22 protein-coding genes are annotated in these 22,981 nt (G+C 66.8%); 10 read left to right on the top strand and 12 right to left on the bottom strand.

Annotation, left to right across the window (positions count from 1 at the left end):
• Nucleotides 1-3: 3 nt before the first annotated feature.
• Nucleotides 4-459, bottom strand: a complete 456-nt coding sequence (locus tag ACW6W5_RS10385; protein WP_121041460.1) for a CopD family protein — start codon at nt 457-459, stop codon at nt 4-6.
• Nucleotides 460-617: 158 nt separating this feature from the next.
• Here ACW6W5_RS10385 and ACW6W5_RS10380 point away from each other — a divergent pair, with 158 nt between their 5' ends.
• Both ACW6W5_RS10380 and ACW6W5_RS10375 read left to right on the top strand, forming a co-directional pair.
• The gene (locus tag ACW6W5_RS10380; RefSeq protein WP_152151748.1) at nt 618-1,214 is read left to right on the top strand and encodes a class I SAM-dependent DNA methyltransferase; all 597 of its coding nucleotides are present in this window, start codon (nt 618-620) and stop codon (nt 1,212-1,214) included.
• 57 nt (nt 1,215-1,271) lie between these two features.
• Nucleotides 1,272-2,627, top strand: a complete 1,356-nt coding sequence (locus tag ACW6W5_RS10375) for a polyhydroxyalkanoate depolymerase (protein WP_183073770.1) — start codon at nt 1,272-1,274, stop codon at nt 2,625-2,627.
• 147 nt (nt 2,628-2,774) lie between these two features.
• Here ACW6W5_RS10375 and ACW6W5_RS10370 read toward each other — a convergent pair whose 3' ends face one another.
• Both ACW6W5_RS10370 and ACW6W5_RS10365 read right to left on the bottom strand, forming a co-directional pair.
• Nucleotides 2,775-3,755: a sensor domain-containing protein gene (locus ACW6W5_RS10370; protein WP_152151746.1), complete on the bottom strand. Its 981-nt coding sequence runs from the start codon at nt 3,753-3,755 to the stop codon at nt 2,775-2,777.
• A complete protein-coding gene (locus tag ACW6W5_RS10365; RefSeq protein ID WP_152151744.1) occupies nt 3,752-4,117 on the bottom strand; it encodes a PadR family transcriptional regulator in 366 nt (121 codons plus the stop codon). The genes ACW6W5_RS10370 and ACW6W5_RS10365 overlap by 4 nt, the downstream gene beginning before the upstream one ends.
• 220 nt (nt 4,118-4,337) lie before the next feature.
• Here ACW6W5_RS10365 and ACW6W5_RS10360 point away from each other — a divergent pair, with 220 nt between their 5' ends.
• Nucleotides 4,338-4,811: a lytic transglycosylase gene (locus ACW6W5_RS10360; RefSeq protein WP_152151742.1), complete on the top strand. Its 474-nt coding sequence runs from the start codon at nt 4,338-4,340 to the stop codon at nt 4,809-4,811.
• Between the two features lie 136 nt (nt 4,812-4,947).
• On the opposite strand, the gene ACW6W5_RS10355 is transcribed toward ACW6W5_RS10360, so the two are convergent.
• Nucleotides 4,948-6,432: a hypothetical protein gene (locus ACW6W5_RS10355; RefSeq protein ID WP_152151741.1), complete on the bottom strand. Its 1,485-nt coding sequence runs from the start codon at nt 6,430-6,432 to the stop codon at nt 4,948-4,950.
• Nucleotides 6,433-6,556: 124 nt separating this feature from the next.
• Here ACW6W5_RS10355 and ACW6W5_RS10350 point away from each other — a divergent pair, with 124 nt between their 5' ends.
• The gene (locus ACW6W5_RS10350; RefSeq protein WP_152151738.1) at nt 6,557-7,459 is read left to right on the top strand and encodes a peptidylprolyl isomerase; all 903 of its coding nucleotides are present in this window, start codon (nt 6,557-6,559) and stop codon (nt 7,457-7,459) included.
• Nucleotides 7,460-7,557: 98 nt separating this feature from the next.
• Here the strand turns inward: ACW6W5_RS10350 and ACW6W5_RS10345 are convergent, their stop codons facing one another.
• Complete coding sequence (locus tag ACW6W5_RS10345; RefSeq protein WP_152151736.1) at nt 7,558-8,439, bottom strand: DMT family transporter; 882 nt, start codon at nt 8,437-8,439, stop codon at nt 7,558-7,560.
• A 160-nt stretch (nt 8,440-8,599) separates the two neighbouring features.
• On the opposite strand from ACW6W5_RS10345, the gene ACW6W5_RS10340 reads away from it, so the two are divergent.
• Complete coding sequence (locus ACW6W5_RS10340; protein ID WP_152151734.1) at nt 8,600-9,550, top strand: LysR substrate-binding domain-containing protein; 951 nt, start codon at nt 8,600-8,602, stop codon at nt 9,548-9,550.
• An 88-nt stretch (nt 9,551-9,638) separates the two neighbouring features.
• Complete coding sequence (locus tag ACW6W5_RS10335; RefSeq protein ID WP_019184421.1) at nt 9,639-9,932, top strand: hypothetical protein; 294 nt, start codon at nt 9,639-9,641, stop codon at nt 9,930-9,932.
• A gap of 45 nt (nt 9,933-9,977) precedes the next feature.
• On the opposite strand, the gene ACW6W5_RS10330 is transcribed toward ACW6W5_RS10335, so the two are convergent.
• A complete protein-coding gene (locus ACW6W5_RS10330; RefSeq protein WP_152151731.1) occupies nt 9,978-10,748 on the bottom strand; it encodes a DUF4349 domain-containing protein in 771 nt (256 codons plus the stop codon).
• 156 nt (nt 10,749-10,904) lie between these two features.
• Here ACW6W5_RS10330 and ACW6W5_RS10325 point away from each other — a divergent pair, with 156 nt between their 5' ends.
• On the top strand, nt 10,905-12,713 hold the full coding sequence (locus tag ACW6W5_RS10325; protein WP_121041444.1) for a DUF885 domain-containing protein: 1,809 nt from the start codon (nt 10,905-10,907) through the stop codon (nt 12,711-12,713).
• Between the two features lie 84 nt (nt 12,714-12,797).
• Here ACW6W5_RS10325 and smrA read toward each other — a convergent pair whose 3' ends face one another.
• Nucleotides 12,798-14,630, bottom strand: a complete 1,833-nt coding sequence (smrA, locus tag ACW6W5_RS10320; protein WP_121041442.1) for a multidrug efflux ABC transporter SmrA — start codon at nt 14,628-14,630, stop codon at nt 12,798-12,800.
• A gap of 89 nt (nt 14,631-14,719) precedes the next feature.
• Nucleotides 14,720-16,297: a serine hydrolase gene (locus tag ACW6W5_RS10315; RefSeq protein WP_152151729.1), complete on the bottom strand. Its 1,578-nt coding sequence runs from the start codon at nt 16,295-16,297 to the stop codon at nt 14,720-14,722.
• 111 nt (nt 16,298-16,408) lie between these two features.
• Between ACW6W5_RS10315 and ACW6W5_RS10310 the strand changes: the two genes are divergently transcribed.
• On the top strand, nt 16,409-16,849 hold the full coding sequence (locus ACW6W5_RS10310) for a VOC family protein (RefSeq protein ID WP_152151727.1): 441 nt from the start codon (nt 16,409-16,411) through the stop codon (nt 16,847-16,849).
• A complete protein-coding gene (locus tag ACW6W5_RS10305) occupies nt 16,846-17,664 on the top strand; it encodes a DUF72 domain-containing protein (RefSeq protein ID WP_152151714.1) in 819 nt (272 codons plus the stop codon). The genes ACW6W5_RS10310 and ACW6W5_RS10305 overlap by 4 nt, the downstream gene beginning before the upstream one ends.
• 4 nt (nt 17,665-17,668) lie before the next feature.
• Here the strand turns inward: ACW6W5_RS10305 and ACW6W5_RS10300 are convergent, their stop codons facing one another.
• Nucleotides 17,669-18,325, bottom strand: a complete 657-nt coding sequence (locus ACW6W5_RS10300; protein ID WP_152151712.1) for a Pr6Pr family membrane protein — start codon at nt 18,323-18,325, stop codon at nt 17,669-17,671.
• Nucleotides 18,326-18,403: 78 nt separating this feature from the next.
• On the opposite strand from ACW6W5_RS10300, the gene ACW6W5_RS10295 reads away from it, so the two are divergent.
• Complete coding sequence (locus ACW6W5_RS10295; RefSeq protein ID WP_121041431.1) at nt 18,404-19,351, top strand: DMT family transporter; 948 nt, start codon at nt 18,404-18,406, stop codon at nt 19,349-19,351.
• 52 nt (nt 19,352-19,403) lie between these two features.
• Here the strand turns inward: ACW6W5_RS10295 and ACW6W5_RS10290 are convergent, their stop codons facing one another.
• From ACW6W5_RS10290 to ACW6W5_RS10280, 3 genes are all read right to left on the bottom strand, one after another.
• Complete coding sequence (locus ACW6W5_RS10290) at nt 19,404-20,474, bottom strand: GGDEF domain-containing protein (protein ID WP_152151710.1); 1,071 nt, start codon at nt 20,472-20,474, stop codon at nt 19,404-19,406.
• Nucleotides 20,475-20,542: 68 nt separating this feature from the next.
• Nucleotides 20,543-21,265, bottom strand: a complete 723-nt coding sequence (locus ACW6W5_RS10285; RefSeq protein WP_121041427.1) for a pseudouridine synthase — start codon at nt 21,263-21,265, stop codon at nt 20,543-20,545.
• A gap of 56 nt (nt 21,266-21,321) precedes the next feature.
• Complete coding sequence (locus tag ACW6W5_RS10280; protein ID WP_152151708.1) at nt 21,322-22,956, bottom strand: sensor domain-containing diguanylate cyclase; 1,635 nt, start codon at nt 22,954-22,956, stop codon at nt 21,322-21,324.
• Nucleotides 22,957-22,981 lie beyond the last annotated feature (25 nt).

The following is a 22,981-nucleotide window of genomic DNA, read 5'->3' as shown; positions in this document are numbered from 1 at the left end:
GACTCAGAACGGCTTGGCGATCACCAGCCAGACCACGCCGATGAACAGCACCAGCGGCAGTTCGTTGAACCAGCGCAGCGCACGCGAGGACGGCAGCAGCTTGCCCTTCACCGCGCCTTTCAGCAGCCGCCCGGTCCACGAGTAATACACCAGCAGCAGCACCACCAGGCCGAGCTTGGCATGCAGCCAGCCCGCCGCACCGGGCGCGACCATGGTCGGAAAATCGGGAATCACGCGGTAGCCCAGCCACAGCACCACGCCCAGGATCAGCGCGAGGCCGAACATCATGTGGCCGAACTTGTACAGGCGCAGGCCCATCAGCTGCAGCCGCTCGGTCACCGGCAGCTGGCCGGCGGTCTCGCTGAGGTTGACCAGGATCCGGGGCAGATAGAACACCGCCGCCATCCACGCCACCACGAACAACAGGTGGAAGGTCTTGACCCAGTAGTAGGACTGCATGTGCTTGCTCCGGCGGCTGGCATGGGTTGGCCGCCATTCTCGCATGCCCGGCAGGGCCGCCCATGCGTGGCGGGCGCGACCCATCGCCACACCTCAACTACGCATCCGCGCGCCCACGCCGTACGATAAGCGCCGCTTTCACCCACGTGCATATCCCCATGGACAAAACCTACGACGCCGCTTACTTCCAGCGCTGGTACCAGCCTGACCAGACCGGTGGCGCCGCGCGCCTGGCGCGCAAGGTGGCGCTCGCGGTGGCCAGCGCCGAGTACTACCTGGAACGCCCGATCCGCAGCGCGCTGGATATCGGCTGTGGCGAAGGCGCCTGGCGTGCCCCGCTGCTCAAACTGCGCCCCCGCGTGCAGTACCTGGGCTTCGACAGCAGCGATTACGCCGTGCACCGCTACGGCCGCAGCCGCAACCTGCACCCGGCCAAGGTCGGCGATTTCGCCTGGCTGCGCCCGTGCGCACCGGTGGATCTGCTGATCTGCTCGGACGTGATGCATTACGTGCCCAGCCGCGAGCTGCGCCCGGCACTGGAGGGCTTTGCCGAACTGACCGCCGGCGTGGCCTTCCTGGAGGCATTCACGGCCGAGGATGACTTCGATGGCGACAACGAAGGCTTCCAGCCGCGCCCGGCGCGCTGGTACCGCAGCCAGCTCAAGCGCGTGGGGTTCACAGCGTTGGGCTCGCACTGCTGGCTGTCGCCCGCACTGGCCGGGCACGCGGCTGCACTGGAACGCGGCACGCCCTGAGTCTCGATAACAACTGAGACAGGACCCGCATTAAGGCGCCCGCGCGACGGGTACGCTATGCTGCGCGGCAACATAAGACCATACATATTGGACGTCATGCTATATCAGCTGCATGAGTTGACCCGCAACCTGCTCGCCCCGTGGGTGCACCAGGCCCAGGCCAACGCGAAGTTCTTCGCCAATCAAGGTCATTGGTGGTCGCAGATGCCCGGCGCGGATCGCCTGGCCGCTGTGAACGAGCTGTTCCACCGCATCGGCAAGGATTACGAGAAGCCCGAATGGGGCATCAACGAAATCGACGTCGAGGGCGAGCGCGTGCCGATCGTCGTCCACGAAGAGATCAGCAAGCCGTTCTGCAAACTGCTGCGCTTCAAGCGCCACAGCAATGAAGCCGACCAGCTGCACACGATGCTCAACCAGCCGTTCGTGCTGGTGGTGGCGCCGCTGTCTGGCCACCACGCCACGCTGCTGCGCGATACCGTGCGCACCCTGCTGCGCGATCACCGCGTGTACGTGACCGACTGGGTCGATGCGCGCATGGTGCCGGGCAGTGAAGGCGAGTTCGGGCTGGATGACTACATTGCCTATGTGCAGGAATTCATCCGCCACCTTGGCGCGGAAAAGCTGCACGTGATCAGCGTCTGCCAGCCGACCGTGCCGGTGCTTGCCGCCGTCTCGCTGATGGCAAGCCGTGGCGAAACCACGCCGCGGTCGCTGGTGATGATGGGTGGCCCGATCGATGCGCGCTGCAGCCCGACCGCGGTCAACAACCTGGCCACGCAGAACCCGATGTCGTGGTTCGAGAACAACGTCATCCACACCGTGCCGGCCACCTTCCCCGGCGCCGGCCGCCGCGTGTACCCGGGCTTCCTGCAGCACGCCGGGTTCCTGTCGATGAACCCGAGCCGCCACTTCAGTTCGCACTGGGATTTCTATGCCGACCTGGTCAAGGGCGACATGGAAGATGCCGACGCCCACCGTCGTTTCTACGACGAGTACAACGCGGTGCTCGACATGCCGGCCAAGTACTACCTGGACACGATCCGCGTGGTCTTCCAGGAGTTCCTGCTGCCGCGCGGCGAGTGGTACGTGCAGGGTGAACGCGTGGATCCCAGCGCGATCACCGGCACCGCACTGCTGAGCATCGAAGGCGAGCTGGACGATATCGCCGGCCTCGGCCAGACCGAAGCGGCGCAGGACCTGTGCACCGGCATTCCGGCCGCGCATCGCGAGCATTTCATCGTCGAAGGCGCCGGCCACTACGGCATTTTCAGCGGCCGCCGCTGGCGCGAAACGGTCTACCCCAAGGTGCGCGATTTCTTCGCGGCCCATGCGCAGAGCGTGGCCAGCAAGCCGAAAAAAGCCGCGAAGATCGCGAGCAACGTGACCCCGTTGCGCCGTAAAGCGGGCTGACGCCCGCTTGCCGACCGCCCCCCGACCAGGGGGCTTACGCTGTTGTTAGTGCCGGCCGCTGGCCGGCTGCGCTTTCATCCAGCAGCTTGGGGAGCCGGCCAGCGGCCGGCACTACCGGATCCTCGGGTTCCAACCTGTGGCCGTGGGTTACAGCCGCACCAGCAGATGCTTGGCCATCATCCCGTGCAGGTGGCCGATGCCACGCGCCAGGTGCAGCGTGGCGAACAGCAGCAGCACACCGATGATCGCCAGCAGCGGTGTGACCCAGAGCGGCAGCATCTGGATGCCGTCGATGTGGATGCCCACGTAGTCACTGGAGAACAGCGCCGCCACCGGTGCCCAGATGAAGCCGATCGAGGTCGACAACAACGTGGTGGCGATCGTGAAGTAGACGATGCCCAGCGGCAGCATCAGCACGAAGTACAGCAGCGTCAGCCAGGTGCGGCCATCGGTGAACATGTCGCCGATGCGCTGCAGCCAGCTGCGGCTGCGGTCGGAATACGTCGGCCGGCGCGGCATGCGCTCGCCGAGCAGGGCTTCGACCAACCGCCCTTCCAGCAGCGACAGACCGCGCACCGAGCCGAAGAACAACACTGCCACCGGAATGCCGATGATCAGCACCATCAGGCCCAGCGACAGCGACAGGCCGGTAACCACCCAGGTGAAGAAGAACGTACCGGTGGCCAGCGACAGGAGCATGTAGAAGAGCGCGCCATAGGTGCGTGCCTCCAGGGCGACACCGAAGAAGCGGGCCACGGCCGAGCGTGGCTTGGGCGGCGCCTGCGGCGGTGGTACCGAGGCGATGCCGGGGCTGGTGGCCGCTGCACGTCGGATCGGCGCAGCACCCGCGCTCGGCGTGCGCAGCGCACGGTTCACGGTGATTTCCGTTTCGCGGTAGATCTCGGCCACTTCTTCCGGCTCACCGTAGCTGCCGGCCACATCGGCGATCACCTCGGCCTCGCTGCGGCCCGGCTGTGCGGCCAGCTCCGAGCGCAGGTATTCCTCGGCGTCGTACAGGGCGTCCTGCACCATCGCCGGATCGGCGTCGTGCAGCGCCGCGCGCAGCTGTGCCAGATACGCGGGAATGGTGGTCGGCAAGGCCCGACCGGCCACGGATTCGATGTTCATGCGGTTACCCCTTCCAGGACGGAATCGACGGAATCACGGGTGGCACGCCACGCGGCGGTCCAGTGCCTGAGCACTTCACGCCCCGTGTCATTGATGCGGTAATAGCGGCGCGGTGGCCCGGCCACCGACGGTTCAACATGGCTTTCCAGCAACCCGGCCCCTTCCAGGTTGCGCAGCACCGGGTACAGCGCGCTCTGCTTGCCGCTCAGCACGCCTTCGCCGACCCGCTCCAGCTCCTTGGCGATCAGGTAGCCGTACAGCGGCTCGCCGGCCTTGGCCAGCACCGCCAGCAAGGCCAGCGAGACCGTGCCGGAACTGAGCTCCTTCTGGAACTTCTTGAGGTGGACATCGTCTTCGGACATGACCGGCCCTCCACTACGTTGAAGTCAACAGTAGTGCGAAGTCCGCTATAGCGAATGTGTCGTTAGTCACTCTGCCGGTTGGCGAGGGCCGGCTGACAACCAGGTCGGCGGACCCATTGGCTTGCTTGCCCCTCTGCGAGCCGCGGCATACTGTCGCCTTCCAATATCGCAGTGGCTGATCCAGCTGCCGCAGGCACGACGATCCCGGGAATATTCACTTATGACTGAACTTCACTATTGCGACTTCTGGTTTTCCGCAAAGAAGTCCGCGCGAAACATAATCAATGAATCCGAGGCCAAGTCGAGACACGAAAACCACGCTCGCTATACCGTTCTCGTTGGCTCCACCACCACTCCATCAGCGATTGTCGATGTGCTATTGGGCAAAGATATGATTGGCGTCGACTTTCTGGATGAACATCTAAGGGAGCGTCTGACGTATCAGTTCCAACGGGTGGCATCGGACAAGCTGTTCTTGAGCATGGTGGTGCATAGGGAATTCACTGGAAAGAGCGACAGCGTTGCTAAAGGAACTTGCTATATATTCAACGAAGATGGTCGGCTCACCATAATCAAGGAAGCTTTTTCGCCCCATCATCTGGAAGAGTGTTCGACTACGCACGACCCCATAGGCAACTACGAACCTGTTCCTGTCTTCGGCCATTACTCCGGTCTAATTGCAGAAGAAAGATAGATGTTGATGCCAGACCGATTGGATCGTCCAAGAGGCGGCGCGCAGGCTGACGCGATTGCCCCGTTGTCTGCCCTCGTCGGCCTCTCTCTTACACCGCAGTTCCGTGCGGCCTTCGTCAAGCAGCAGCGTGCATGATTCAGGCCCCACGTACCGACGCGAGCACCTGCGCGGCGACTGATTCCGGCAGGGTGTGCCTGCCCTCTTCAAGACGGCTGCTCAATGCCTGCCGGCGGGGAGCCCCCAACGGTGAGTAGTGGTGGCTCACCCGAAGCCAGTTCTCCACCAACCGCAGGTGCCAGGCTTGCTCATCGGCGCGCTGCGGCACCGCGTCCAGCAGTAGATCGAGGTGCTGCCAAAGGGGCAACCTGATCAACTGACTCAGCAGGCCTACCTGTGCCACGGCAGAAGGACCATCGTGGCAGAACGCCATCAGCCGGACCGGATCCAGCTCCGCGGCCCACAGTGCTGTCGCGCGGGCCCGCAGCGTGCTCACGGTCCGCCCTTGCTCCTCCAGTGCGGCTCGCAGCCAGTCCAGGCTGGCACCGTCCTCGGCCCGCAGCCAGCCGCGCAGGCAGTTGCGTCGATGGCGCGCCGATACCTGGGGCAGCAGGGTGCGCAATCCATGCACATCGCCAGCCTCGGCATGATCGCCAAGAGCCTCCAATGCCTCGCGCCAGCGCCCGCGTGTACGGTGCTTGAGCTCGTCGCGCCACAATTGGATTGCAGGGGTAGCCTGACGCTGTTGAAGCAACCACGCCGCCAACCTACGCACGCTGCGCGAACGGTCGAACGCAGCAGCGTCGATGTACACGTCGAGGCCAGGCGCTTCGCGTTCGACCAGCGCACGCAGTGCCGCGCCACGTACCCTGCTCGAGGGGGCGGACAATGCGAGGACGCATTGCGCTTCGACCTGTGCGGGCTCGCCGTGTTCCAGAAGATGGTCAAGCGCCAGATGCGAGACATGTGGATCACTGTCCAGCAGCGCGTGTGCGCGCAGTTCCGCCTGGTCCGGATGGATCTGCAGAGCGATGGCATAGGCCGCCAGCCGGGTTCGTGCATCTGGATGACCCAGCAGCCCTTCCAGCACGGCCTGAGCGGAGGGCAATGACAGCCAAGCATACAGGCTGCCCTCGAGCCAATCGGGTTGCGCGCGCTGTGTGTCCCGCAAGCGGACGGCAATCGGCCAGGCAGTCAGCACGTCATGCACCAGGCATTGCCCGAGCAGGGACATCACCACTTCCTGCGCTACCACACGCACTTCGGCTACCCAGTCATTGCAGCGGAGCAAGGCACAGGACAAGGTGAGATGGCTGGGCACCGAGGGCATCATCCGCAACGCGGCTTCGCGCGTGTGACCATTACCATCCGAGCCCGCCAGGAACAGTGCCACTGCCTGTACTTCAACCGGGGCATCCGGACAAGCCTGCAGGCAAGCGAGCAGTCCATCATCGTTGGGGGCCCACCAACTGCGTCGACGCTCATCAAGATCGAACAGGCCCCGTGGCGGCAACGCCTGCAGCCAGCACACGCGGTCCACACCTTCATCGACGACCCCCTTCAGGATCGGGTCGATCATCACGCGCAGTGCGGCTTCGGGCGCTTCCAGGTGCGACATCACCATCGCGTGCTTCCATGGGGAGGATGACCATCGTGCCGCACACGCATCGATCGGGCCAGCACGCCACCGTGGCGCAGGCGCGCACTCTCGCGCAGAATCAAGACATCGTTCATGTTCCGGGGATCCCATGCCACAGCATCGCCGCCTTGCCCTGACCGCCCTCGCCCTCGCCTGCCTGCTGCCCGCAGTAGCCAGCGCGGCCACGCCCTACCGCAGCCCGCAGCAGATTCTGGATGCCTCCCCGGCCAGCGATTGGCGCACGCCGGACCCGGCCAATGTGCTGTACATGAATCTGCCGGCCGGGCGCGTCACGATCGAACTCGCCCCGGCGTTCGCGCCGCAGCACGTGGCCAACATCCAGACGCTTGCCCACGAGCATTTCTGGGATGGCGAGAGCATCTACCGCGCGCAGGACAATTTCGTGGTGCAGTTCGGCGATGCCGACGCCGATGATGCCGCCAAGGCGAAGCCGCTCGGCAGCGCCACGCGCAAGCTCCCGGCCGAGTTCCAGCGCGACAGCAAGGGGCTCAAGGTCAGCCCCCTGCCCGACCGTGACGGCTGGGCCGACCAGACCGGTTTCGTCGACGGCTTCCCGGTGGGCCAGGACCGCGAGGACGGCAAGACCTGGCTGGCGCATTGCTACGGTGCACTGGGCGCCGGCCGCAGCAACGAGGAAGACAGCAGCATCGGCGCGGAACTGTACGTGGTGACCGGGCAGTCGCCGCGTCAGCTGGACCGCAACATCACCGTGGTCGGCCGCGTGCTGCAGGGCATGGAGCTGCTCAGCGCGCTGCCGCGTGGACCGGCCCCGATGGGCTTCTACGCCGATCCGGCGCAGCGCACCGCGATCCAGTCGATCCAGCGGGCCAGCGATGTACCGGCTGCGCAGCGACCCAAGCTGCAGGTGCTGCGCACCGACTCCAGGACCTTTGCCGATGCGACCGAAGCGCGCCGCAACCGCGTCGATGATTTCTACAAGCGGCCGGCCGGCCACATCGACCTGTGCAACATCCCGGTGCCGGTGCGATAAGGCCAAGCCACTGGCGCGTTGAACGTGCATGGGATTGGATATGCACGTCTCGGTCGTGCCGGCCGCTGGCCGGCCGATCGCCTCCGCAGAGGCGATCTCTATCGCTTCTGGGACACCGCCACACTCCCGAGAATGAGCACGCCCGCCACGACCATCGTGCCGGTCACCGGTTCGCCCAGGAACAGCCACGCGAACAGCGCACCGAACATCGGCACCAGATAGGTCACGGTCGAGGCACGGGCCGGGCCGATGCGGGCGATCAGGCGGTAGAACATCAGGAACGCCAGGCCGGTGCAGACCACGCCCAAGGCGATCGCGCAGGCCCAGGACAGCATCGGGATCGGGGCGGTCGGCCAATGGGTCAGCGCCATCGGCAGCAGCAGGATCGCCGCGCAGCCGAGCGTGGCACCGGCCGAGGCCGCCGGCGGCAGGCCGGTCATGTGGCGTTTCACCAGATTGACGCCCAGGCCATACAACAGCGCGGCCAGGGCACCGGCCATCACCGCCGCACCGATGCTCAGACCGGACACTTTGGCCGTGGCCAGCACCACCACGCCGGCGAAGCCGACCAGCAGGGCGATCGCGCGCCGCATGCCGATCTTTTCGCCGAAGAACAGGAACGCGATCAGCGCGGCGAACAGCACGGTCATCGCATTGCAGATCGCCCCGATCGCGGCCGGGGCGCGTTGTGCGGCCCAGGCGAACAGCACGAACGGGATGGCCGAATTGATCAGGCCGATCGGTGCCAGCCACAGCCAGCGACGCGCCGGGAACTGCGCGCGCGCCTGCCACAGGAACGGCAGCAGCACGAGCGCGCCGAGCAGCAACCGCACCTCCACCAGTGCGTACGGTCCGAAGGCCGGCACGGCCACCCGCATGAACAGGAATGAGCAGCCCCAGATCGCGCCGAGTACGGTCAGTTCCAGCGGGGTACGCCAATCGCGCTCCACCGTACCTGCGGCCAGCGGCGCCCCGCTCACGGTGGGCCTCCGCAGGGAAGCTGACACGCAGGGCGAGCGTTAAGGGACGGCAACATGCGCGTGAATCCGGGGGAGGAAGGGCGACAGCATCCGCCTGCCGTCACGCGCCCACAAGCGCGTAGTATCCGTGCAAGCCACAAATATGATTTGGGTCTCGACCATGATCCTTCGCCCTGCCCTGCTGCCCGCGCTGGGGGTGTTCGCGGTTGCCGCACGCCACCAGAACTTCGCCCACGCCGCCCAGGAGCTGCACCTCACCGCCAGCGCGGTCAGCCACCACGTGCGACGGCTGGAAGACCTGCTTGGAACCATCCTCTTCCAGCGCCATGCGCGCGGCGTGCGGCTGACCGCCGAAGGCCGCCAGTTGGCCGACGCGGCGGCGGCCGCGCTCAGTGATCTCAACGCAGTGGCCGGCAACCTGCATCCCCAGGCGGACATCGTGCCGCTGCGGGTCACCACCATCCGCTCGCTGTCGTACTGCTGGCTGATCCCGCGGTTGCCGCGCTTCACCCAACAGCATCCGCGCATGCGTATCGAGCTGCAGACCAGCACCGAGCTGGTGCGCTTCGACGAGACGGGTCCGGAACTGGGCATCCGTTACGGTCTTGGCCAGTGGCCAGGCATGACCGCGCATCACCTGATGGACGATGAACTCTGCCCGGTGGCCTCACCTTCCCTGGCGGGCGTCTCGACGCTGCGCGAACCGGCACAGATCGCCACCTTGCCGCTGCTCAGCGACATGTCGCCGCAGGGTTGGCGCGACTGGTTCCGGGCGGCGGGTGTGCGCGGGCTCGACCTGCCCTCGCTGCACACCTTCAGCGACAGCACCGATGCGATGCGCGCCGCGGTCTACGGCATCGGCGCAGTGCTGGCGCGCAAGCACATCGCCCAGCCCTACCTGCAGCGCTATGAGCTGGTGCGCCTGCCCGGCCCCGCACTCAAGGCGCGCTACGCCTACTATGTGGTCCACGCCGAACACCGGCCGCTCAGCCCGACCGCGCAGGCGTTCATGGACTGGCTCAAGCGCGAAGCACTGGATGAGCGCACCCCGCTGCCCGCCCTGCCCGATGAACTGCTGGGCCTGCCGCCTGCGGACCGCACGCACGACTGAACCGGGCGCCACGACCCGGCGCGCATCCTCACCCGACCTTTTCCGCGTGCTGGCTAGGCTGGAGTCCCTTTCCCCCGAGGCTCGACCCATGGCCCTGTTGCGACTGCGAATCACCGGCACCGAAGACGATGCACGTGCCATCACCGACCTGCTGCAGAGCATCGAGGGGATCGAACACGTCGAGGAAACCGACGACCTGATGCCGCACATGGACGACGACGATTCCAGCTCGGCCGGCCTGTCCGATGACATCGGCCCGGGCACGCACGAACTGGAAGTGGAAGTAGGCAACGCACTCGGCGCCCAGCGCGTGCGTGACGCGGTGCAGGAACTGGCGCTGGAGCTGGATGTCTTCGTGGAATACGAGCAGGACGAAGGCTGAGTCAACCGTCGTGCCGCGCTTTAGCGCGCGGCACGACCGGCATGGTCAGCGCGTGGCCGCCGCGGCCTTGCGACGTTTGCGGCGGCGCCACAGCGCCAGGCCCACGGCACCGACCGCCCACGCCACCACGCCGACCGGCAGCAGTGCCGCCACCGCGCGGATCACGAACGCGATGCTGGTGGTGAAGATCGATCCGAACTCACTGAACGCCTTGCCGATGTCGCTGCGGCTGCGCTGCCCCGCCGGACCTTCGAAGTGCAGGGTGACCAGCTGTGTATCGATCCGGCGACGCTGCTGCGCAGCCTCCTTGTTGGCCTGCTCCAGCCCGGCCTCGATCTCCGCCATGCGCTGCGAGACCGCCAACAGGTCGGCCACCTTCATGTCACTGCGCTGCTGATAGGCCTGCAGCTGCGCATGCTCTTTCTGCAGCCGGGTCTGGGTCAGTGCGGTGTCGGCCACCTGCTGGGCCAGATCTTCGGCATGGGTATTGCGCGAGGCCACATCGCCGCCTTCACCGGCCAGCGCGATGATCGGCTCGACGCCCTTGGGCGCGATGCGCACGCGGATGGAGCCGGAGCGGGTTTCACCGCCTTCCTCGCCCACCTGCAGCACCGCGCAATCACCGAACCGGTTGCTCTGGCAGGCCGCGGACACGGCCTTGACCCGCTCACTGATGCGCTTGGCATCCAGCTGGATGCGGATGTCGTGTTCATACGCCAGGAACGCGCCCTCGGGAGATGCCACGGCCCCGGCGGCCGCGTCGGCGGCGTAGTTCGGCCCGCTGCGGCCACAGGCCACCAGGCCCAACAACAGCATCCCTGCCAGCCCGGCGCGGGCCCGTCCTGTCCATCCAGTCACAGTGCAACTCCAGTCAATACGGCGATCTTCACGGCGCATGGTAATCCAATGGCACGGGGACAACGGGGGCCATCGGCCCTATGCTCGGGGATTGTCCCCAGTACAGGAACACCGATGCGCCAGCATCTGCTTGCCCTCGCCCTGATCGCCGCCCTTGGTGGCTGCCAGCAGGCCGACTCCCCGACGCCCACCACCGGCACCGAAGCGGCCACCCCGGCTGGCGATGCCGCGGTCGATGCGGCCTTCGCCGACCTGTCCAAGCGCGCCCTGGACACCTGGATGCAGCTCTCCCCGATCAGCGCCACGCAGATCGGCGACCACCGCTACGACAGCGAGATCGACGACCTGAGCGCGGCCGGCCAGCAGAAGGTGCTCACCGCGTACAAGGCACTGCTGGGCGATCTGGACAAGATCGACGTCAGCAAGCTCTCGCGCGAGAACCAGGTGGACGCGGCGATCCTGCGCAACCAGCTGCAGTCCGAGGTCTGGACTGCGGAAGTGCTGCAGTCGCCCAAGTGGGACCCGCAGATGTACAACGGCATGGCCGGCAGCGCGCTCTACGGCCTGATGGCGCGTGAGTTCGCGCCGCTGCCCGACCGCCTGAAGTCGGCGACCGCGCGCATGGAGAAGCTGCCGCAGATCTTCGCCCAGGCCCGCGAGAACCTGGACCCGGCCCGCGTGCCGAAGATCCATGCCGAAACCGTGGCCAAGCAGAACCGCGGCATCCTGAGCATCGTCGATACCTTCATCACCCCGCACATCGGTGAGTTGCCGGCCGAAGACCAGAAGCGCCTGCAGGCTGCGATCGAGGGCCTGAAGAAGGCCGTCGACGAACAGCAGACCTGGCTGGACAAGACCCTGGTGCCCAACGCCAAGGGGGACTTCCGCATCGGTGCGGAGCTGTACGACCAGAAGCTGAAGTTCGCGCTGAACTCCTCGCTCTCGCGCGCCGAGATCGGCGAGCGCGCGCGTGCCGAGCTCAAGCGAGTGCGCCAGGACATGTATGGCATCGCGCAGACCGTGCTCAAGGACAAGCCCGGCGCCCCGGCGCTGCCGGCCAACCCCAGCGACGAGCAGCAGCAGGCCGCGATCGAAGCCGCGCTGGAGCTGGCCTATGCCGACAAGCCGGCACGCGACAAGGTCGTTGAAGACGCCAAGGCCGCGCTGGAGCAGTCCACCGAATTCGTGCGCAAGCATGACCTGATGACCCTGCCCGATTCGCCGGTCGACATCATCCTGATGCCGGAATTCCAGCGTGGCGTGGCCGTGGCCTACTGCGATTCGCCGGGCCCGCTCGACAAGAACCTGAAGACCTTCTATGCGGTCTCGCCGATTCCGGACGACTGGACGGACAAGCAGGTCGATTCGTTCCTGCGCGAATACAACAGCCGCATGATCCACCTGCTGAGCATCCACGAAGGCACTCCGGGCCATTACCTGGAAGGCTGGCACTCGGGCAAGTTCCCCTCCACGCTGCGCGCGGTGCTGCGTTCGGGCCTGTTCGCCGAAGGCTGGGCGGTCTACACCGAGCGGATGATGCAGGAGCAGGGTTATCTGGACAACGATCCGCTGTTCCACCTGGTGCAGCTGAAGTTCTACCTGCGCACCATCTCCAACGCGATCCTGGACCAGGGCGTGCACGTGGACAACTGGACGCGTGAGCAGGCGATGCACCTGATGACCCACGACGCCTTCCAGCAGGAAAGCGAAGCCTCGGGCAAGTGGGTACGTGCGCAGCTGACCTCCGCGCAGCTGCCGACCTACTTCGTCGGCGCGCAGGAACACTTCGATACCCGCAAGGCCGTGCAGGACAAGCAGGGGGCCAAGTTCAACCTGAAGGCCTACCACGACCAGATGCTGTCCTACGGCGCCCCGCCGGTGCGCTTCGCGCGCCAGCTGATGCTGGACCAGCCGATCGAGTAAGCACTGCCTCGTTCCTCGTCAGACAGGCAAACGGCCCGGGGTGACCCGGGCCGTTTCTTTTCTGCGGGACGGGCATGACGCGACTTACGCGTCGGCAGCCACGAAGCCCCCGGTCTGCCGCGCCCACAGCCGCGCATACAACCCGCCGGCCGTGATCAGCTCGGCGTGCGTGCCGGTTTCCACGATGCGGCCCTGATCCATCACCACCAGCCGGTCCATGCGCGCGATGGTGGACAAGCGGTGCGCGATCGCGATCACCGTCTTGCCGGTCATCAATTCATCCAGGTTGTCCTGGATCGCCGCTTCCACTTCCGAATCCAGTGCAGAGGTTGCCTCGTCCAGCACCAGGATCGGGGCGTCCTTGAGCAGCACCCGCGCGATCGCGATGCGCTGGCGCTGGCCACCGGACAGCTTTACCCCGCGCTCGCCGACATGCGCGTCGTAACCACGGCGCCCTTCCCCATCGACCAGCGTATCGATGAAGGCCGAGGCGCGTGCCTTGGCCACCGCGGCATGCAGCTGCTCCTCGGTTGCATCCGGACGCCCGTACAGCAGGTTGTCGCGGATCGAGCGGTGCAGCAGCGAGGTGTCCTGGGTGACCACGCCGATCTGCCGGCGCAGGCTTTCCTGGGTGACCCCGGCGATGTCCTGCCCATCGATGCGGATCTGCCCGCTTTCCAGGTCGTACAGCCGCAGCAGCACATTGACCAGGGTCGACTTGCCGGCACCCGAGGGACCCACCAGACCGATCTTCTCACCGGGCTTCACCTGCAGGTCCAAGCCGGCGATCACGCCTCCGCGTTTGCCGTAATGGAAATGGATGTGATCGAAATGCACGCCGCCCTGGCTGACCACCAACGGCACGGCATCGGCGCGGTCCTGCACCGTCAGCGGCTGGGAGATGGTGGTGATGCCGTCCTGCACCGTGCCGATATCTTCGAAGATGCCGTTGATCGTCCACATGATCCAGCCGGACATGTTGTGGATGCGGATCACCAGGCCGGTGGCCAGGGTGATCGCACCGACGCTGATGTGGCCGCCGTTCCACAACCACAGCGCCAGGCCGCAGGTGCCCACGATCAGGAAGCCGTTGACGATGGCGATGGTGACTTCCAGCCCGGTGGTGACCCGGGTCTGGCCGCGGTGCTTGGTGGCCAGTTCGTCGATCGCCTCGGCCACGTAGGCCTGCTCGCGCCCGCCATGGGCGAACAGCTTCAGCGTGGGCACGTTGGTGTAACCATCCACGATGCGGCCCATCGCTTTGGAGCGCGCTTCGGAGGCGATCCACGCACGCTCTTTCGCCCGCGGCACGAAGTACCACATGATCACCGCGTACCCGGCCATCCACAGCCCCAGCGGGATCATCAGCCGCCAGTCCGCCTGCGCGAACAGGTACAGCGCAGTACCGGTGTAGACGATGATGTACCAGAGCGAATCGACCATCTGCACGGCCGATTCGCGCAGCGAGGTGCCGGTCTGCATCACCCGGTTGGCCATGCTGCCGGCGAAATCGTTCTGGAAGAAGCTCAGGCTCTGCCGCACCACATAGTTGTGCATCAACCAGCGCGAGCGGTTGCTCAGGCCCGGTACGATCGCCTGGTTCACCAGCAGGCTGTGCAGCGAGACCAGCAGCGGCCGCGCGATCAGGGTGATGCCGGCCATCCACATCAATGTATTCGCATGCCGGGCGAAGAAATCGCTGCCGGGCTGCTCGGCGACCATGTCCACGATGCGGCCAAGGAAATCGAACATCGCCACTTCGACCAGCGCCAACAGCAGGCCGGCGATCAGCGTGGCCAGCAGCACCGGCCACACCGGGCGTAGATAGTGGATATAGAACGGCACCACCTTGCGCGGTGGCATGCGCGCATCGATCGGCGGGAAAACCGGAATCAGCGATTCGAACCAGCGGAACATCGCAGTGCACCGAAAACAAAACAGGCCGCGATTATCCCACCGCGGCCTGCTGTTTTACTCTCACCTCCCTCACACGCCGGCGACGGGGTTCAGCCCTTGGCCTCCGGCGCGATCGGCGTCAGCAGCAGGTCCTGGAAATCGAAGCTGAAATCGGTCAGCGAAGATGCCGCCTGCATGCGGACCTCGCGGACCTTGCCGTCCGGATCGAGACTGAAATTCACGAACGCATCGGCGTTGAGTGACCGGTCGTCCCAGCGCACCAGGAAAGTATCGTGCTGCCAATGTTCCAGCGTGCCGATCAACTGCGCGGTCTTGCCGAAGCGCAGGCGCAGTTTGCCGCGCTGCTGCTCAACGAATACCTCGCCGTACCATGCGTCGCGGTAGCCGCCTGCATAGCGTGCCAGCGGCAGCGACGGCTTGGATGTCGCATCGCGTGCGGCCAGGTGCTTGGCCCAGCCCTCGTCCGCCTTCTCCTGCGACTTGGCCACGGCGGCTGCGTACGCGGCGACCCAGTCGGTGGCCGGTGCCTGCAGATAGGCATCCAGCGCTTCCATCGTGATCGCGTTGAAGGCCGCGCCCACTTCCTGGTTGGTCAACACCACGATGCCCAGCTTCTGCGCCGGCACCAGGGTCACGCGCGAGACCATGCCCGGCCAGCCGCCGGTATGCCAGACCAGTTTCTGGCCCCGGTAATCGCTCAGGCTCCAGCCCTCGCCATAGCCGGCGAAGTTCGGCCGTGCCGCCGCCAGCTGCGGCACGCTCGGCTCGGGCACCACCTGCGGGGTGATCATCTGCCACATCGCTTGCTGGGTCTTGGCGGTGAACAGCGGCTTCCCGTTCTCCAGCGTGCCCTGGGCCAGCTGCACGTTCATCCAGCGCGCCATGTCGTGCACGCTGGAATAGATGCCGCCGGCGCCGGCGTTGTTGGACCAGGTCAGCGGCGCGACGGTGCGCAGCTGGCTGAAATCATACTTGGCGTGCCCCACTGCAGCGTTGTCGCCGGGCTGCAGATGATCGGCGTTGTAACGGGTGCCTTGCATGCCCACCGGGGTGAAGATGTGCTGCTGCAGGAAGTCCGCATAGGTCTGCCCGGACACCTGTTCGATCACCTGCTGGGCGACCGCGTAGAGAATGTTGTCGTAGGCATAGCGATCACGGAAGCCCGCCTTCAACGGCACCTTGCCCAGCCGCTGCACCACCTCTTTGTTGCTGTAGGAAGTGGTCGGCCAGAACAGCAGGTCGCCCGCGCCCAGGCTCAGGCCACTGCGGTGCGACAGCAGATCGCGGATGCGCATTTCGCCGGTCACGTACGGATCGGACATGCGGAAGCCGGGCAGATGATCGATCACGCGATCGTCCATCTTCAGCTTGCCCTGCTCGGCCAGCAGATTCAGCGAGGTGGCGGTGAACGCCTTGGTATTGGAGGCGATCGCAAACAGCGTATCGGCCTGCACCGGGTCCGGCTTGCCCAGCTCGCGCACCCCGTAGCCGCGCTCCATCACCACCTTGCCATCCTTGACCACCGCCACGGCGATGCCGGGGATGTCGAACTCGCTGCGGGCGCGTTCGATGGTGGCGTCCAGCCGCTGCAGTTCGGCCGGCACGGCGGCCGATGCCAAGGGTGCGCATGCCAGCAGCACGGCGCCTCCGATCCAGGATGTCTTCAAGCAGTGTCTCCGGTTGCGTGTGGCGGGGGCGTCGAGGGTGCCGATGCCCCGGTTTCGCACGATGGTAACGCGGCCCGGATCAGGCTCGCCTGTGCCAGAAGGAGGCCCGCCATGACCGCGCCCGCCGAGACCATCGCCACCGTCATTCCCTGCCTGCGCTACCGCGATGCGCACGCCGCCATTGCCTGGCTGCAGCGCGCGTTCGGCTTCCAGAAACAGGCGGTCTACGCCGATGGCGATACCGTTCACCACGCCCAGCTGGTCTACGGCCACGGCATGATCATGCTCGGCTCGGTCGACAACGACAGTGAGTGGGGCCGCTACAGCGTCCACCCGGACGAGGTCGGCGGTCGCCAGACCCAGAGCGCCTGCGTGATCGTCGCCGATCCGGATGCGCATCATGCGCGCGCCGTTGCCGCCGGCGCGCAGATCGTCATGGACATCGCCGACCAGCCCTATGGCGGCCGCGGCTATGCCTGCCGCGATCTGGAAGGCTACCTGTGGTGGTTCGGCAGCTACGACCCATGGGTCGACCACGCGGACGGCGCATGAGCGCTGCGGCCGGCTCCATCCGCACGGGTATCGGTGGCTGGGTCTTCCCGGCGTGGCGCGCCGGCACGTTCTATCCGGCTGGATTGCCGCAGCGCGAAGAACTGGCCTACGCCAGCCAGCAGTTGGGCTGCATCGAGATCAACAGCACGTTCTATCGCGCGCAGAAGCCGGCCATCTATGCCCAGTGGCGCGCGCAGACGCCCGAGGGCTTCCGTTTCTCGGCCAAGGCGCCACGCACGATCACCCAGACCCATGACCTGACCACGGTGGGCGAACGTGCCGAACGTTTCATCGAGGGCATCCGCGTTCTGGAGGACCGGCTGGGGCCACTGATCTGGCAGTTCGGCGACAGCCATCCCGCCGGTGCGGCCGAATTCGATCGGTTCCTGGGCATGCTGCCGCGCAAGGTCGACGGCCACCGCCTGCAGCACGCACTGGAGGTGCGCAACCCCGCGGCATGGACGCCGGCGCTGCTGACCGCTGCCCGTGCGCACGGTGCCGCGCTGGTGTTCAGTGGCTCGGATGAGTACCCCAGTTTCGCCGACCCCACCGCCGACTTCATCTATGCGCGATTGATGCACTCACGCGCGAACCTGCGTGCCGGCTACCCGGCACGGGCGCTGGAACAGTGGTGCCTGCGTGCGATGCGCTGGGCCCGCGGCGAAGACAACCCGGACCTGCCCCACCTGGCTGCCGAACTCCCCGCGCAGCCACCGCGCGAGGTGTATGTGCTGTTCATCGGTGCGGCCAAACAGCGCAATCCCGGCGCGGCGATGGCGCTGCGCGATCAGCTGCAGCTGCTCGGCGGCAGCTGATGCGTTACCGGTTCCGGCGGCGCGCGGCCAAGGCTCCATCCAGCCACCACAGCAGCGCACCGCACACGACGAATACCACCCCCACGGACAGCGCATTGCGCGCGACCAGCGCGATGCCCAGCGCGCGCAGGTCCAGGAAGGGATACGGGTACTGCCCACTGAGCCGCCCGACCAGCAGGGCCCAGCCCAGGTAGACCGTCGGGAACGCCAGTGCGCTGAGCAACCCACGCCTATGCAGGCCGCCATGCGGCCCGGCCAGCCAGCCAAGCAGATACAGCATCGGCACCGCGTAATGCAGACCCGTATCGGCCCACCACTGTGCGCCCTGCGGGTCCCACAACGGAGCCAGGAGGGTCACGTAGATCAACCCGGTGATGCCGATGAACAGCGCCACGGCCGCGCGTGGGACCGGGCCGGCCAGCCCGTCACGGCGGCCGCGGGCCAGTGCCAGGCAGACGGCGGCAACGCCGATGTTGCTCAGGATGGTGAAGTAGCCCAGGTAGCGCAGCGTCGCGTCCGCAGCACCCAGGCCCGGTGTGTCGAGCAGCAACGTGTACTGCAGCAGCAGTGCCGCCACGGCGATCACCGCAGTGAGGCCGGCCAAGGTGCGAAGGGTGCGGGGCAGTCCGGCGGGGACAGGGGCGATAGGCAGGCGTGTCATCGCTGCAGAATGCCACGACCCCGCGCTGGATCGCGTGGAAAGCATCCTTCGCGGCGCGGCGTGTCGCACAATAGGCGGATGCCGATGACCGATACCCGCAGAGCCCTGCTGCAAATCCATTTCTGTGTGCTGCTGTGGGGCGTCACCGCCATCCTTGGCAAGCTGATCACCCTGCCCGCGCTGCCGCTGGTGTGGTGGCGCATGTTGCTGGTGGTGGCGATGCTGGCCCTGGTGCCGCGCGTGTGGCGCGGGCTGCGCCAGCTGTCGCCGCGGCTGGTGGCCGGCTACTGCGGTGTGGGCGCGCTGGTCGCGCTGCACTGGCTCACGTTCTATGGCGCGGTCAAGCTGGCCAATGCCTCGGTGGCGGCCACCTGCATCGCGCTGGCGCCGGTGTTCACCGCGGTGATCGAGCCCTGGGTGGCCAAGCGCCCCTTCCAGTTCCGTGAGCTGGCCTTCGGGATCCTGGTCCTGCCGGGCGTCGCGCTGGTGGTGGGCGGCGTGCCCGATGGCATGCGCCTGGGCGTGCTGATCGGCGCGCTGTCGGCGCTGCTGGTGGCGATCTTCGGCTCACTCAACAAGCGCCTGGTCAGCCATGCCGACCCGCTCACCGTGACCGCGCTGGAACTCGGTGCGGGCACGCTCACCCTGACCCTGCTGGCGCCGGTACTGCCCTTCCTGCTGCCCGCCCTGGCCAGCGACCTGTGGGTGATCCCGGACCTGCACGACGGCCTGCTGCTGTTGACCCTGGCCGGGCTGTGCACGCTGCTGCCGTTCGCGCTCGCGCTGGTCGCGCTGCGCCACATCAGCGCCTACACGTCGCAGCTGGTGACCAATCTTGAGCCGGTCTACGCCATCCTGCTGGCGATGGTGCTGCTCAGCGAGCAACGGGAGCTGACCCCGCTGTTCTATGCCGGCGTGGCGATCATCGTCGGGGCGGTGTTCCTGCACCCGCTGCTCAACCGCCGCCGGAAGGTGCAGCACCCGGAACTGATGGCGACGTCCGAGGCACGCAACATCGCCGATTGAGCGGGCGTACCCGCCAACACCCGGTCCCTGCCGCGGATACGACCCGTGCACATCAGTCGGCGCGGATGACCCGGTTGCGCCCCTCGCCCTTTGCCCGGTACAGCGCCGCATCGGCGCGGGCCAGGGTCTGCTCGATCGCATCACCGTGACGGTGCGCGGCCACCCCGATGCTGATCGTCAACGGCAGGCCCAGCGGCAGATCGGCTACCGCCATGCGCAGGAAATCGCACTGCAGCTCTGCCGTGGCCAACGGCGTGTCGGGCATCAGCACCACGAACTCTTCGCCGCCGTAGCGCGCGGCCAGGCCATGCCCGGCGAAGTGCGCGCGCAGCAGGCGGGCCAGTTCAGCCAGCACGTGATCGCCGGTGGCATGACCGTACAGATCGTTGACGGTCTTGAAGTGGTCGATGTCGAGCAGCGCCACCGCGGTCGCGCGCGGGTGACCCTCGGCATCCACCACCGCCGCCTCCAGCGCGGTGCTCATCGCGCGGCGGTTGGGCAGGCCGGTGAGCGGATCGGTGCGGCTCTGTTCGGCCAGATCGGCGTTCTGCTGTTCCAGCAGTTCGTTGTACTCGGCCAGACGCTGCTCGTACCAGGCGCGATCGGTCATGTGCTGCTGTATTTCATGCGCGTACCGGCGCAGCTCCATCACCAGCGAAACCTGCCGCGACAGCGCCGACAGGGCATCGCGCTGGCCGGGGCTGAGCTGCCCGGGGGCGGCATCGAACACGCACAGCGTGCCCAGGGGCAGGCCGTCACTGCTCAGCAGCGGCGCGCCCGCATAAAAACGGATATGCGGCTCATCGACCACGATCGGGTTGTCGACAAAGCGTGGGTCGGTTCGCGCATCCTCGACCACCATCACCTGGTCCGGCTGCAGGATGGCGTGACCGCAGAAGGAGATGTCCCGGGTGGTTTCGGGTGCGTCCAGCAGCTGCCGCGCCTTGAACCACTGGCGGTCCTGGTCGACCAGGGTCACCGCGCCCATGTGGGTGCCGCACAGCGCGGTGGCGATCGTGACCAGATCATCAAAGGACCGCTCGCGCGGCGTATCCAGGATCTGATACCGCTGCAGCGCCAGCAGGCGCTGTGCTTCGTTGTCCGGCTTGGACGGCTTGATCATCGTGGCAGGCGGTGGCGTGTGCCGGATCAGTCTAGCCCGGGTACGGCGTCACGGCGTGACGCACAGCATCACCAGTCCAGCTGTTTGGGCAGCAGGCCGTTGAGCTCGGCATCGGTGAGATTGCGCCACTGCCCCGGCTTGAGCGCACCGAGTTTGATGTTGTCGATGCGCACGCGGCGCAGCTGGGTGACCCGGAAGCCGAACGCGGCCGCCATCAGGCGGATCTGCCGGTTCAAGCCCTGCTGCAGCGTGATCCGGAACCCGAACTTGGCCAGCTTGCTGGTCCGGCACGGCAGCGTGACCTCATCGCGGATGCGCACGCCGCGGGCCATGCCACGCAGGAACTCGTCGGTGACGGCCTTGTTGACCGCCACCATGTATTCCTTCTGGTGCCCGTTCTCGGCGCGCAGGATCTGGTTGACGATGTTGCCGTTGCTGGTCAGCAGGATCAGGCCTTCGGAATCCTTGTCCAGGCGGCCGATCGGGAAGATGCGCTGTTCGTGGCCGACGAACTCCACGATGTTGCCCTTGACCGAACTTTCGGTGGTGCAGGTGATGCCCACCGGCTTGTTCAGCGCGATATAGACATGCTTGCGGCCGCCGGCCTTCTTCGCTTCGCGCGCGCGCAGCGGCTGGCCGTCGACCAGCACCACGTCCTGTTCGCCCACCACCGCACCGGTACCGGCCGGATGGCCATTGACGGTGACGCGGCGTTCGCCGATCAGGCGGTCGGCTTCGCGCCGGGAACAGAAGCCGGTGTCGGCGATATGCTTGTTGAGTCGGGTTGTCATCGGCCCATTATCGGGCAAAAGGCGGCCGCTGCTGCGTTTTTCCGCGTGCCGGCGGTTCAGGCCGGCAGCGGATCGCCGGCGGTCGTGGTGCGCTCGCCGTCATGGATCTGGTTGCGACCGTTGCGCTTGGCGCAATACATGGCGTGGTCGGCCCGGCGCAGCAGCCCGGCCAGGTCGTCGCTGCCCGGCTTGAGCACGGCCAGGCCGATGCTGGCCGAGACCGTCAGGCCGGCAATGCCGAGTGCCTGGGTGACGGCCGCCACCTGCTGGCGCACCGTCTCCAGCCGCGCCACCGCGGCGGCATGGCCGGCGCCGGGCAGCAGCACCAGGAATTCTTCACCGCCCATCCGGATCACATCGTCGTGATTGCGCACCGAACCGCGCAGCGCGCGCGCCACCGCGACCAGCACCTGATCGCCGACGTCGTGGCCGAACTGATCGTTGATGTCCTTGAACAGATCGATATCCAGGAAGCCGATCGCCAGTGCGTGCGGCTCCTGGCGCGCCCGTTCCAGGTATTCGGCGAGCAGGCGCAGGCCGGCGCGGCGATTGGGCAGGCCGGTCAGCATGTCGGTATCGGCGAGCTGGCGCATTTCATCGCGCTGGCGGCGCAGCCGGCCCAGCCGCAGGTTCAGGGCATAGGCGGCCATCATCAGGAACCAGGTCGCCGACAGCTGCAACGCTTCGATCCGATAGGCCACCAGCCACTGCGCATCCAGCGCATCGGCCCCGATCATGATCCACCAGGGGGCCAGCGCGGCCAGCCCCGGCAGAGCATGCGCATCGCGCTGCCACAGCCCCCACAGGCCTGCGCCGAGGCACAGCGTGCAGGCCCCCAGGAAACTCCACTCCAGTACGAGCGCCACGATGCCCAGCCCGGTCAGCCCCCACAGCGGCACACTCAGGCCGAGCGCGATCAGCCCCCAGAGCACGAGGTGCTGCGCCGGGCGCGAGCGTGGCCACCGCCGGTCGCCGCCATTGAGCCGCCACAGGATCGGCAGCAGCAGCGCCTGGCTGAACGCAGTGAGTGCGATCAGCCACCAGGAGGCACGGTCCTGCACCGGCAACCACGGCTCGGGATAGCCACTCAGCCCACCAAGGACCGCCTGCCAGAGCACGAACACCAGACAGGCACCCACATACACCAGGAACGAGCGGTCGCGGGTGGTGGCCCAGCCCATCAGCGCCGACAGCGCCAGGGCGATCGCCACCGCGATGCACGCCGCGCGCATCAGCAGCCGGGCGGTGTCGTTCTGCTGCACCGGGCTGGGGGCGCCGAGCTGGATGGTCGGCACCCAGCGGTTCTTCAGCGGGCGGGTCCAGGACACCACGATCGGTTCGTGATCGCCGGCCTCGGGAACCACCACCAGCCCGACCCCCGCACGGAAGCGCGAATCACGGGTCCGCGCATCGTGCATGCTGCCGCAGATCTCGCGGTCGCCGTGGCTGATGCGGACCTCGCCGGTGAGCACGCCGAACACATCCACGGCCTGGGGCTTGCCCGACCAGCCGGCGGCCGGCGCCGGAATCGACAGCACTTCCTGGTGGCGTGCCAGCACATCCGGCGTACAGGCGCGCTGCGGTGTCACCTCATCGGTGGCCCCACCCAGCAACAGGAAGTCCTGCCCCACGCGCGGCGCGGCCTGCAGGCTCCAGGGCAACAGCCACAGCAGCACCAGCGCAAGCGCCATCCACCCGATTGAATACCCGCCCCCG

The organism is Stenotrophomonas sp. IS26 (assembly GCF_054188265.1).
The sequence above is the reverse complement of the archived record's forward strand: the minus strand, read 5'-3'. Positions and strand labels throughout refer to the sequence as shown.

What these genes read in the sequence shown, in the direction of transcription:
- ACW6W5_RS10385 (WP_121041460.1), bottom strand. Translation starts at nt 459, where the DNA reads ATGCAGTCCTACTACTGGGTCAAGACCTTCCACCTGTTGTTCGTGGTG.
- ACW6W5_RS10380 (WP_152151748.1), top strand. Translation starts at nt 618, where the DNA reads ATGGACAAAACCTACGACGCCGCTTACTTCCAGCGCTGGTACCAGCCT.
- ACW6W5_RS10375 (WP_183073770.1), top strand. Translation starts at nt 1,272, where the DNA reads ATGCTGCGCGGCAACATAAGACCATACATATTGGACGTCATGCTATAT.
- ACW6W5_RS10370 (WP_152151746.1), bottom strand. Translation starts at nt 3,755, where the DNA reads ATGAACATCGAATCCGTGGCCGGTCGGGCCTTGCCGACCACCATTCCC.
- ACW6W5_RS10365 (WP_152151744.1), bottom strand. Translation starts at nt 4,117, where the DNA reads ATGTCCGAAGACGATGTCCACCTCAAGAAGTTCCAGAAGGAGCTCAGT.
- ACW6W5_RS10360 (WP_152151742.1), top strand. Translation starts at nt 4,338, where the DNA reads ATGACTGAACTTCACTATTGCGACTTCTGGTTTTCCGCAAAGAAGTCC.
- ACW6W5_RS10355 (WP_152151741.1), bottom strand. Translation starts at nt 6,432, where the DNA reads ATGGTGATGTCGCACCTGGAAGCGCCCGAAGCCGCACTGCGCGTGATG.
- ACW6W5_RS10350 (WP_152151738.1), top strand. Translation starts at nt 6,557, where the DNA reads ATGCCACAGCATCGCCGCCTTGCCCTGACCGCCCTCGCCCTCGCCTGC.
- ACW6W5_RS10340 (WP_152151734.1), top strand. Translation starts at nt 8,600, where the DNA reads ATGATCCTTCGCCCTGCCCTGCTGCCCGCGCTGGGGGTGTTCGCGGTT.
- ACW6W5_RS10335 (WP_019184421.1), top strand. Translation starts at nt 9,639, where the DNA reads ATGGCCCTGTTGCGACTGCGAATCACCGGCACCGAAGACGATGCACGT.
- ACW6W5_RS10330 (WP_152151731.1), bottom strand. Translation starts at nt 10,748, where the DNA reads ATGCTGTTGTTGGGCCTGGTGGCCTGTGGCCGCAGCGGGCCGAACTAC.
- ACW6W5_RS10325 (WP_121041444.1), top strand. Translation starts at nt 10,905, where the DNA reads ATGCGCCAGCATCTGCTTGCCCTCGCCCTGATCGCCGCCCTTGGTGGC.
- smrA (WP_121041442.1), bottom strand. Translation starts at nt 14,630, where the DNA reads ATGTTCCGCTGGTTCGAATCGCTGATTCCGGTTTTCCCGCCGATCGAT.
- ACW6W5_RS10310 (WP_152151727.1), top strand. Translation starts at nt 16,409, where the DNA reads ATGACCGCGCCCGCCGAGACCATCGCCACCGTCATTCCCTGCCTGCGC.
- ACW6W5_RS10305 (WP_152151714.1), top strand. Translation starts at nt 16,846, where the DNA reads ATGAGCGCTGCGGCCGGCTCCATCCGCACGGGTATCGGTGGCTGGGTC.
- ACW6W5_RS10300 (WP_152151712.1), bottom strand. Translation starts at nt 18,325, where the DNA reads ATGACACGCCTGCCTATCGCCCCTGTCCCCGCCGGACTGCCCCGCACC.
- ACW6W5_RS10295 (WP_121041431.1), top strand. Translation starts at nt 18,404, where the DNA reads ATGCCGATGACCGATACCCGCAGAGCCCTGCTGCAAATCCATTTCTGT.
- ACW6W5_RS10290 (WP_152151710.1), bottom strand. Translation starts at nt 20,474, where the DNA reads ATGATCAAGCCGTCCAAGCCGGACAACGAAGCACAGCGCCTGCTGGCG.
- ACW6W5_RS10285 (WP_121041427.1), bottom strand. Translation starts at nt 21,265, where the DNA reads ATGACAACCCGACTCAACAAGCATATCGCCGACACCGGCTTCTGTTCC.
- ACW6W5_RS10280 (WP_152151708.1), bottom strand. Translation starts at nt 22,956, where the DNA reads ATGGCGCTTGCGCTGGTGCTGCTGTGGCTGTTGCCCTGGAGCCTGCAG.